Annotated in this window: 12 protein-coding genes; 4 read left to right on the top strand and 8 right to left on the bottom strand. The window is 52.0% G+C overall.

The window, feature by feature from the left end; translation table 11 throughout:
* Positions 1 to 24: 24 nt before the first annotated feature.
* From pstA to Q0711_RS03680, 3 genes are all read right to left on the bottom strand, one after another.
* Positions 25 to 972: a phosphate ABC transporter permease PstA gene (pstA, locus tag Q0711_RS03690; RefSeq protein WP_299041621.1), complete on the bottom strand. Its 948-nt coding sequence runs from the start codon at positions 970 to 972 to the stop codon at positions 25 to 27.
* Positions 972 to 1,985, bottom strand: a complete 1,014-nt coding sequence (gene pstC / locus Q0711_RS03685; protein ID WP_299041619.1) for a phosphate ABC transporter permease subunit PstC — start codon at positions 1,983 to 1,985, stop codon at positions 972 to 974. The genes pstA and pstC overlap by 1 nt, the downstream gene beginning before the upstream one ends.
* Before the next feature lie 99 nt (positions 1,986 to 2,084).
* Positions 2,085 to 3,095, bottom strand: a complete 1,011-nt coding sequence (locus Q0711_RS03680) for a PstS family phosphate ABC transporter substrate-binding protein (RefSeq protein WP_299041617.1) — start codon at positions 3,093 to 3,095, stop codon at positions 2,085 to 2,087.
* Between the two features lie 266 nt (positions 3,096 to 3,361).
* Between Q0711_RS03680 and Q0711_RS03675 the strand changes: the two genes are divergently transcribed.
* Complete coding sequence (locus Q0711_RS03675) at positions 3,362 to 4,249, top strand: alpha/beta hydrolase (RefSeq protein WP_298976869.1); 888 nt, start codon at positions 3,362 to 3,364, stop codon at positions 4,247 to 4,249.
* Here the strand turns inward: Q0711_RS03675 and Q0711_RS03670 are convergent.
* The 3 genes from Q0711_RS03670 to Q0711_RS03660 are packed head-to-tail and all read right to left on the bottom strand — an operon-like array spanning position 4,246 to position 6,172.
* Positions 4,246 to 5,037, bottom strand: a complete 792-nt coding sequence (locus tag Q0711_RS03670) for a YdcF family protein (RefSeq protein WP_299041614.1) — start codon at positions 5,035 to 5,037, stop codon at positions 4,246 to 4,248. The two genes, Q0711_RS03675 and Q0711_RS03670, sit on opposite strands and share 4 nt — an antisense overlap.
* 4 nt (positions 5,038 to 5,041) lie before the next feature.
* Complete coding sequence (locus Q0711_RS03665) at positions 5,042 to 5,773, bottom strand: photosystem II S4 domain protein (RefSeq protein WP_298615734.1); 732 nt, start codon at positions 5,771 to 5,773, stop codon at positions 5,042 to 5,044.
* A complete protein-coding gene (locus Q0711_RS03660; RefSeq protein WP_298615736.1) occupies positions 5,774 to 6,172 on the bottom strand; it encodes a hypothetical protein in 399 nt (132 codons plus the stop codon). It lies immediately after the preceding gene.
* A gap of 65 nt (positions 6,173 to 6,237) precedes the next feature.
* On the opposite strand from Q0711_RS03660, the gene rpmI reads away from it, so the two are divergent.
* The 3 genes from rpmI to lgt are packed head-to-tail and all read left to right on the top strand — an operon-like array spanning position 6,238 to position 7,664.
* Positions 6,238 to 6,435: a 50S ribosomal protein L35 gene (rpmI, locus tag Q0711_RS03655; RefSeq protein WP_298615738.1), complete on the top strand. Its 198-nt coding sequence runs from the start codon at positions 6,238 to 6,240 to the stop codon at positions 6,433 to 6,435.
* A 57-nt stretch (positions 6,436 to 6,492) separates the two neighbouring features.
* On the top strand, positions 6,493 to 6,843 hold the full coding sequence (gene rplT / locus Q0711_RS03650; RefSeq protein WP_298615740.1) for a 50S ribosomal protein L20: 351 nt from the start codon (positions 6,493 to 6,495) through the stop codon (positions 6,841 to 6,843).
* Between the two features lie 14 nt (positions 6,844 to 6,857).
* The gene (gene lgt / locus Q0711_RS03645; protein WP_298615742.1) at positions 6,858 to 7,664 is read left to right on the top strand and encodes a prolipoprotein diacylglyceryl transferase; all 807 of its coding nucleotides are present in this window, start codon (positions 6,858 to 6,860) and stop codon (positions 7,662 to 7,664) included.
* On the opposite strand, the gene Q0711_RS03640 is transcribed toward lgt, so the two are convergent.
* Positions 7,661 to 8,251: a chromophore lyase CpcT/CpeT gene (locus Q0711_RS03640; RefSeq protein WP_298615744.1), complete on the bottom strand. Its 591-nt coding sequence runs from the start codon at positions 8,249 to 8,251 to the stop codon at positions 7,661 to 7,663. The two genes, lgt and Q0711_RS03640, sit on opposite strands and share 4 nt — an antisense overlap.
* A 63-nt stretch (positions 8,252 to 8,314) precedes the next feature.
* A complete protein-coding gene (cobA, locus tag Q0711_RS03635) occupies positions 8,315 to 9,835 on the bottom strand; it encodes a uroporphyrinogen-III C-methyltransferase (RefSeq protein ID WP_298615746.1) in 1,521 nt (506 codons plus the stop codon).

Here is a 9,835-nt window from a genome sequence, read left to right as displayed (position 1 = left end):
GAATACGTCCCAAAATGCAACTTCCTAGAACTTGATACTCTTCCTAAAACGATAGCGCAAATAGATGGCAGTTGAGTTCACCAATAGTGTTAGTACCAAGAGTACAACACCGGCTGCCGCAGAATTGATCTGAAAAGCTTCCTGAGGGCGTGAAACCCAGTTAAACATTTGAATGGGCAGCACAGTGAAAGGAGACCATAGCCAATTGAAAGAAATGTAGGGAAATTCTCCCTTAATAGGTGCATCGGGCAAGAAGGTAATAAACGTTAAGGCACCAATTGTAATCAGGGGAGCAGTTTCGCCAATGGCACGGGAAATCCCTACAATAATGCCGGTGAGTATCCCCCCCATTGAGTAGGGTAAGACGTGATCGAAAATAGTCTGCCACCGACTGGCTCCCACTGAATAGGCACCCTCGCGAATACCCACAGGAATAGCGCGCAAAGACTCACGGGTAGTGACAATTACCACCGGCAAGATCAGCAACGCCAGCGTACAGCCAGCAGTGAGAATACTCTCGCCCCACTTGAGAATATAAACAAAGAAACCCAGTGCTAAAAGACCGTAGATAATTGAAGGCACTCCTGCTAAGTTGGTAATGTTGATCTCAATAAAATCCAAAAGCCAGTTTTTAGGGGCGTATTCCTCTAGGTAAATCCCAGCTCCAATGCCAAGAGGAACAGCCACCACAATGGTTACCAAAATAACCAATAGACTCCCCACCCATGCTGTGAGAATGCCTGCTTCCTCTGGATCACTACTGGGAGGAGACAATAGAAATTTTAAGTTCAGCAGTGGCCAACCGCGAATCAGCAGATCAGCAACCAAGACCACTAGCGTTAAAAGGGCAACCAATAGGGAAAACCAACTAAGCAAAATAAAAAACTGTTCCCAGCGTTTTCGCTGCTGAATTGACTCAGCAATAGCAATTGGATTGTGAAGAACAGCGATTAGCTTTGGGTTGCGTACCATCAGTAGACCTCACGATAACGCCGACTGAGGAAGTATCCGAGCACGTTCATAAACAGGGTGGCAAAGAAGAGCATGATCCCTGCAGCAAAAATAGACTGGTACTCAAAAGAGCCGTGGGGTAAATCCCCCAAGCTGACAGAGACGATAAAAGCCGTTGTTGTTGCCGCCGCCTCAAAGGGATTAAAAGTAAACTTTGGCTGCAAACCAGCGGCAACCGCCACAATCATTGTCTCCCCCACTGCTCGGGAAAACCCCAGAATGTAAGCAGCAACAATGCCAGAAATAGCGGCGGGAATAAGAACATTGAGTGCGGTTTGAATGCGAGTAGCTCCCATGGCATAGGAGCCTTCCCGCAACTCCAGTGGCACTGCTTGAAGGGCGTCTTCCACCAGGCTGCAGACATAGGGAAGAACCATAAGGCCTACTGCAATCCCTGCCCCCAGCATGTTGAATCCGGGGAGCTGAAAGTAATCCCACTCATTCCTGCCTGGCAGGAGAAACTTTTGTACTCCCAAAATGATTTTCTGCAACACTGGAGTAATGACCAGAAGAGCAAAATAGCCATAGACAACCGTAGGCACGCCCGCCAAGATTTCCAAGATAGGCTTTAGAATCTCTCGCACCTTTGCTGGTGCAAACTCACTGAGGTAGATAGCGGCAATTGTCCCCAAAGGAACAGCAACACAAAGACCAACAAAGCAGGTTGTTAGTGTTCCAGCCAGCAGAGGTAAGATACCGATTCCCAGTGGTTCAATCAATGGTGACCAGTCGGTGCCCGTGAAAAACTCTACCAGTGCCTCCCAGAGGGACACCCGATCCACCTCCATGACCTTCTCAAAGAATATTACTGTCTCCGAGAAGAGAATATAGACAATGACAAGCGTGGTCAAAACGGAGGAGATGGCTGCCAGAAATAAAACGCCGGCAATGACTCGTTCACGCCAGATTCGTACTGTGCGTGAAGGCAGGGTAAGGGGAAGATTTGTCTTGACGGAAAAAGAATCTTGTGCCATACAGGCTGTTCCAAACTAACTCTTTTGGATAACTAGAAAACAGGGTGCTGGCCGCTACTTGACCGAACACCCTGTTCGGCATAGCGAAACCTTGCGCTCTTACTGAATACTGCGCTTCAGTAAGTCATCCAGCTTCAGACCAATGGCTTCTTTGCCACCAAAGGCAGTACCCACTTGGTTTTTGTTAAACCTGGCCAAGATTGCTTTGTAGGCACTGCTGGGCAGGGGCACATATTTCGATTTTTTAACGATTGCCGGGCCATTGCTGAGGTAGTAGCTAACAAATTGCCGTACTTCTGGCCGCTTCGCAGAGTTGGCGTTGACATAGATAAAGATTGGGCGCGACAGCGGTTGGTAGGTCCCATCAAGCACAGTTTTCTCCGAGGGCATAACGGGGCCTCGGCCGTTATCAATCGCCACTGGTTTAAGTTTGTTTTTGTTCTCTGCGTAGTAGGCATAGCCAAAGTAGCCAAGCGCACCGCGCTCACGGCTAACCCCCTGTACTAGGACGTTGTCATCCTCACTGGCGGTGTAGTCTTTACGGCTGGCTTTGGCCTTACCGTTGATGGCCTCTGTAAAGTAGTCAAACGTACCGGAGTCTGCACCTGCGCCAAAAAGTTTTAAGGGTAAGTTGGGAAATTCACTCCGAATTTGGTTCCAGTTATTGATCTTGGAATCAGGCTCCCATACTTTCTTTAGCTCGGCAACAGTGAGGGATTTGGCCCAATTATTCTGGGGGTTGACCACCACGGTCAGGGCGTCATAGGCAACAGGCAACTCGATGTACTGAATGTTGTTTTTCTTACACTCTTCCATTTCCTTGGCCAGAATCGGGCGGGAGGCGTTGGAAATGTCGGTTTCACCGCGGCAGAACTTCTTAAAGCCACCGCCTGTCCCTGAAATCCCGACAGTGACGCGAATTTTACCGCCCTGTTGCTTTTGAAATTGTTCGGCGGCCACTTCAGTTACAGGATAAACGGTGCTGGAGCCATCAATCCGAACAACCGGTGCACTTTGTTGAGAAAAAGCAGCAGGAATTACAGTGCTGGAGATGGCTGCAATGGCAGCGATCACTCCTAGTCGGGTAACGTTCTTGGCTGAAGTAGACATAGTCATGTTTCCTAGCGGAGTAAACAACGTTTTGCAAATGCTATGGACATCAACGGTGGGACGGTTGCAAGGGAAAAGAGTAAGGGCAAACCGACAAAACCACCCTCCACCTACAATAAACAAGCTTTCAGAGAACTGAGGTTAAGAGAAGGCAAAGATTTGGTTAAAGACGCTACTAAAAGTCAGAAATCAGAGATATTTCAAGAGTGACTCTCCCATGAGCAGTGTACCCTTGAAGACCACCTGAGCGATGAGGAGTAACAGTAATGCAGCAATTGCTGGCGAAAACCTATGAGTGGCAGGGACTGACCTGTCATTATTGGCTTGCCGGTGCAGGTGGAGAAACCCCCCTTCTGTTCATTCATCCTGTGGGCGTTGGTTTGTCGGGTTTGTTTTGGGATCGCTGTGTTGGCCATTGGCAGACCTTGGCGCAAAATTGCTCATTCTATATCCCAGACTTGCTGGGATGTGGCCGGAGCAGCTTGCCCCATTTAGCTTATTATCCCGAAGATTGGGCAGCACAGTTACGGTTTTTCATCGAATCTGAAATAGCTCAGGGGGTGGTACTGGTGGTTCAAGGGGCTGTGTTGCCGGTGGCTTTGGAATTAGTGCGCCTTGCTCCCCAAAGGGTAAGGGCGTTAATTCTCAGTGGCCCGCCCACGGGAAGCTTGATTTCGCAGAATACCCGTGTCCTTTGGCAACGGCTGCGTTGGCGTCTTTTTGATTCGCCCCTAGGATGGGCATTCTATCAATACGCGCGCCAAGAGAGGTTTCTGCGGCGATTTTCTGTCAAGCAACTCTTTGCCAAACCGCAAGCAGTGGATCGGCAGTGGTTGGAAATGCTCACTCAAGGCGCTGCCAACTTAAACACTCGCCATGCTGTGTATTCCTTCCTTGCAGGTTTTTGGCGACGGGATTACCGCCCTATCCTCCAAACCATTGCTCAGCCGGTGCTGGTGGTAATGGGCGATCAAGCCTCTAGTATCAGTCGCCAAGGAACGGCTGAGTCTCCCCAAGAGCGGCTGGCCTTTTACACGGAACTCTTGCCCAATGCAGTGGGGGTGATTATTCCAGGGCGCAATGTCCTCCCCTACGAATCTACGGCTGAGTTTGTTGATGTCTGTCAGCAATTTTTAATAGCACACAGTCTCTAAAGCCAACCCCGCAACCTGTAGATGAGGAGTCCTTGATATTCCCGCAGGACATCCGTTGTAAGTTGGATATTAGATGCAGTGGGAATGAGGCTTAAAAGTACATTTTGCCAAGTGAAAGAATGGGCAACGGAGGGCCAGCGATAGTCGGTGGGCACAGGAATGACCTTTAGTCCCAGGTGTCGAAAAATGGCGGCAGCCCGCGGCATATGGTAGGCCGAAGTTACTAGGAGTAGGTCTCCTTGAATCTGATGGGCTGCAATCAGTGCTTTGACGTTGCGCGCGTTTTCATAGGTATTCAAGGAGGTTGTGTCTAACAAAATGTTCTCTTTGGGAATGCCACAGGTTTGGGCAATCTCCGCCATATCTGCTGCTTCTGAGCGCTGGGATATTTCCCCTAGCCAAGGAATGCGACCGCCACTGAGGATTAGGTAGGGGGCATAGCCCTGCCGAAAGAGGTGGATGCCGTAGAGAAGGCGATCGCCCCCTTCTTTGATCTCTACCCAAGGACGGGGTTCCTGTTGCGGTACAATGACGCCGCCTAACACAACAATCGCTGCTCCTTGAGGGATGGGCTGTGGCGGCAAGTATTGCTCTTCCAAAGAGCGCAGAAGTGCCACAGTGACGTAGTCATTGCCACTGAGAAGCAGTAAACTCAGGGCAATCGCAAGGGCGATCGCCGCCTGTTTGGGGGCACGCCAGAAGCGCACAACGGCAAAAATCAATGCCCAACAGGCTAGGGACAATGGATACAGCAGTGGCGGCAGCAGTTTCGACAGCAGCAGATCCATGGCTTTAACGAATGCGCTCCATCTGGATACGGTAGCGTTCTTTTTTTGTGATTTGAATGTCTTGAATCCGCAATCGCCCCTTGCCACGAATGGCAATGAGATCATTCACTTTAAGAAGATGACGCGGTTGCTGCACAATTTGCCAATTGACCCGCACCAGTCCCTGGCTAATCCACTCGCTCATTTTACTGCGGGAGACACCAAAGCCAGCAGAGGCAACGGCATCCAAGCGCAGTGAGGCTTCTACCGTACTGAGGGATTTTACTTGAAGTGGAGCAACGGCCAGCTCTGACCAGGGGCAGGATTCAGCGGTGACGGGTACACTTCGCACTTGCTTTAGCCCTTGTTGTAAAGTAGGGACTTTCTCGGGGATGAGAATTACCTGTGCTCCTCGCTCCCCCAGGAGAATGACATCCCCATAGTCGCCTTCATCGAGGCCAGCGGTGGCGATCGCCTGCTCAAAATCGGTGTAGGTGGCGGGATCAAAAAGAAAGTTGCCTGTGATTCGCACCAAGGCAAGGGGAGGCCGCTGCTCCTCAAGATTGAGTTCACGGGGAGCGATCGCCAGCCGACTGCGTTCTGCTTGAGGGTAGCCCCCCCAGGCTAGAGCATGGACGTCTACCCGCTGCTCAAGGGTGCTTAGTGCCTGCACCAAGCGATCTGGGGACAAAAAGGGCGTATGCACCACTGACCAAGTTTTAATGGCTCTATCAAGGGCTGTCCCTAGATCGAACATTTAGGCCTCAAGAAATTCCGGCAGTTCCAGCCACTGGGCTAAGTAGGCTCTCACCTGTTGGCAAAATTGGGGGCGATCGCTAAATTTTGCGGTGCGGACTGTTTTGCGCTGGGCATCCAATGTCCAGCCATAGTCACTGCTAAGACGGATTTTTCCCTGCCAATCGGCAATTGAAAGTATGAGCTGGGGTGCGGGGCTATTGTCCACTCCCTTGACCCGAAAGACATAATTAAAGGTGTTTTGCTTGGCGGCAGCAACGGTGGAGGCTTGACCAAATCGCTCTGCCAAGCGCGATCGCACCTGCTCTACCAATGCCGCATCTCCCAAATCTTCCAAGGTGCGCATGGCCAAAGTTAGGGCAAAATAAAACTCTTCAACGGGAATGAACTCTAGTTCCATGCCGCTTGTCAAGACTCTGTTCAAAATAGTACACTAGTAAGCTGTGTCTAAAACAGGGCAAAGCTATGCCAAAGCTAAAAACACGTCGTGCTGCTGCCAAACGTTTTCGGACGACGGGCAGCGGTAAGTTTGTCCGCCGTAAGGCCAACAAAAATCACCTCCTCGAACACAAGTCCAGCGATCGCAAGAATCGCTTGTCTCACAAAGCTCTTGTCGATCCACGGGATTTTAAGCGAGTCTCCCTTATGCTGCCCTACGCATAGGGTGCTAATTTTGTAGATTTGGTAGAGTTGCAGTTGCTCATAAAGTGAAGGTGAACGATGGCAAGGGTTAAACGGGGTAACGTTGCCCGTAAACGGCGCAAAAAAATTCTCAAGCTGGCCAAAGGCTATCGAGCGGGGCACTCCAAGCTCTTCCGCACCGCCAATCAAGTAGTCATGAAAGCCCTGTGCAATGCCTATCGCGATCGGCGGCGGCGCAAACGGGACTTTCGGCGGCTCTGGATTGCACGGATTAACGCGGCTGCCCGTCAACACGGCATGAGCTACAGTCAACTGATGGGTGCCCTGAAGAAAGCCGAGATTCAACTGAATCGCAAAATGCTGGCTCAACTTGCCGTGCTGGATGCTGACGCCTTTGCCACGGTCGTTCAAACAGCGCGTGCCGTTTAGAAGCTGTTTTAGGCATGATTGCCACCTTCCAATCCCCTGGAGCCACCCTTGAGCTGGGGTTTATCACCCTGCGCTGGTATGGGCTACTGATTGCCCTTGCTGTCTTTGTTGGCATTTGGCTGAGTCAACGCCTGGCACGCCAGCGGCAGATCGATCCCGATCTGATTGCAGATCTTGCAATTTGGTTAGTGGTGGCGGCAATTCCCGCCGCTCGGCTCTATTACGTTGCCTTTCACTGGGACTTTTACCAAAAACACCTAGATCAAGTGGTTCAAATTTGGAAAGGGGGTATTGCTATTCACGGGGCCATCCTAGGCGGTCTGCTTGCCATGGCCATCTTCACCTATGTGCAGCGGCTTTCCTTTTGGCAGGTGGCGGATGTTGTTGCCCCTTCCTTAATTCTGGGACAGGCCATTGGTCGCTGGGGGAATTTCTTTAACTCTGAAGCCTTTGGCGCCCCCACCGATCTACCGTGGAAGCTCTACATTCCCGTGTCGCAGCGTCCCCCAGCCCTGATCAACGAAGCCTACTACCACCCCACGTTTCTCTATGAGTCCCTCTGGAACCTGGGCGTTTTTGTTCTCCTGCTGTGGCTTTTTCGGCACCCCCGCTATCAAAAGCCGGGAACGCTCCTCATGGTCTATGCCATCGCCTACAGTGTAGGTCGCTTTTGGATTGAGGGGCTGCGCATGGATAGTCTCATGTTAGGATCTCTGCGAGTTGCCCAAGTGGTTAGCTTAGTGGCGATCGCCCTCGGCAGTTGGGGACTCTTTCGCCTCTATTACCAAGGAAAGCCCCTGCCCGATTGGCAAACGGCTTAGGCAATAATTTCATCGGCAAAGCTCTGCCAGCGGACAAAGTAAAAGGGGCCAGCCACAGATCCCCAAACCTGTTCATCGGTCTCTGGATCCCGCCCGCGATCGTGGCTAATGAAGCGATCGCCATCAATTTCAAAGGTGCTATCGAGATAGGTTTCTCGTCCTTTGCGCACCACTTTGCAGGCTTTACCCGGCTCTACTTCACCCCGAAAGCTGTGACCCGTCCAGTAAGTGAGCATGTTACAGCCGCAAAGGGGTTCAAGATCATCAGCCGTCATGGCTTGAAGCCGCCGGCGATCGCGAGCCGCCCCAAAGAAGCGTTGTTCATCCTTGACGACGTAATTTTTAATCACAATGTGATCGGTGGCGGGCACCAGTTCTAAAACCCGTGTGCGGTAAGGAACCCCCAGAAGATAGTCATAGGCCTGTTCCACATACAGGGCAATACCCTCCAAAAGACCGGTGGGAAGGGGGCGCATACACACTCGAATATGGGCGTAAAAGGGGGGATTCTCAAAGGCTTGGGCTTGGTTACTAAAATCCGCCGCCATCCAACGGCCAAGGGTCACCACATCGGTTGCGTGCGTCATGACTCCACAGTTGCCTTAAAACAGTCCTTTTTTCAGACTAATGGATTTGGTGTACCCAAAGCCCTAAGTGATCTGTAATAAGGCTTGAACAAGTCCCTCAAGCGTATATTCTGTAGCTTCAACGTCCACCCGTCCCAAGAGTTGGCAGCAAGTTTGCGATGTTTGCGGCCCAATACTGACAATCTGAACGTTGCGCAGCAGCTCGGCTGCCTTGGCACCGACCAATTGGCAAAAATGTTGCACTGTCTTGGAACTGGTAAACGTCACCATATCCACTTGGCCGGCTTGCAGCGCTGCTAATACTTCAGGATCAGCCGCTTGGGGACAGCGGGAATCGTAGGCGGGCACCTCAACCACCGCAGCGCCAGCGGCTGTGAACCTCTCCACGAGGAGGGGGCGACCTCCCGTCTCCACACGGGGGAAAAGAAAACGTAAACCCGCAACGGGTTCTGGAAATTCCGCCACCAGGGCATCGGCAACAAATTCACTGGGGGTAAAGTCAGCCACTAGGCCATAACGACTGAGGGTTTGGGCGGTTTTTGCACCCACAACAGCAATTTTGAGGCCGGCAAGGGCGCGACTGTCCTTGCCGTGGTGTTGCAATCGCTCCATAAAAAAGGTGACAGCATTGTGGGAGGTGAGCACTAGCCAGTCAAAGGCATCCAGTTGCGCCAAGGCCTGATCAAGGGGTTGCCAAGAACTGGGAGGCACAATTTCCAGTGTGGGCATCTCTAAAACCCGTGCACCGGCAGCAGTGAGTTGTTGGGTAAACTCATTGGCTTGACCAGCCGCGCGGGTGACGAGAATGGTTTTGCCGTGGAGCCGAGACATGGATGGTGGGAAAGTCCTCAAAAATTCAGGGAAGGCCAGATCTAGACTAGCCACAGGGTAGCGCTTTTGGGCGATCGCACCAATCACCACGACAGCGGGTGCCATGTCTGGAAAGTGGGGCGTACTTAAATAACGCTCTAGCGTGCCCAACCAAAACTGTTGCTGCGGTTGCCCTGCCCATTGCAGAATCGCCAATCCTTCAGTGGGCGATCGCCCCTGCTTTAGCAATTGCTCGACAATAGAGCGCAGGGAACGGGTGGCCATCAAAAAAATCAGCGTCTCCATTTGAGCGATCGCAGACCAAGGCAGGGTTTCTGGCGCATGACCCGACAGAATCGCCACCGACTGACTCACATCCTTTGCCGTGACGCACAGACCCGCGAGTAAAGGCGCTGCCAGCGCCGAGGACACCCCCGGAATCACCACCGCCTCAAGGCCTGCTTTCAGCACAGCCTCCAGTTCCTGATGCAAGCGGCCAAACAGCCCTGGATCGCCACTTTTGAGGCGCACCACCCGCCGATACTGCCGGCCATAGCTCACTAAAAGCTGGTTAATTTCTGCTTGGGATAAGGCCTCAGCCCGTGCACGTTTTCCCACCGCCACCCGCAAGCATTCACAGGGTGTGAGTTCCAGCAGACTAGGGGAGATCAGAGCGTCGTAGAGAACGACCTCTGCCTGCTGGAGGCATATCCATGCTTCGAGGGTAAGATAGCGGGTGGAACCTAGCCCCGCACCCACAAAATAGACTGTCAA

Source organism: uncultured Thermosynechococcus sp. (genome assembly GCF_937958135.1).
In the GTDB taxonomy this organism is placed as follows: domain Bacteria; phylum Cyanobacteriota; class Cyanobacteriia; order Thermosynechococcales; family Thermosynechococcaceae; genus Thermosynechococcus.
The sequence above is the reverse complement of the archived record's forward strand: the minus strand, read 5'-3'. Positions and strand labels throughout refer to the sequence as shown.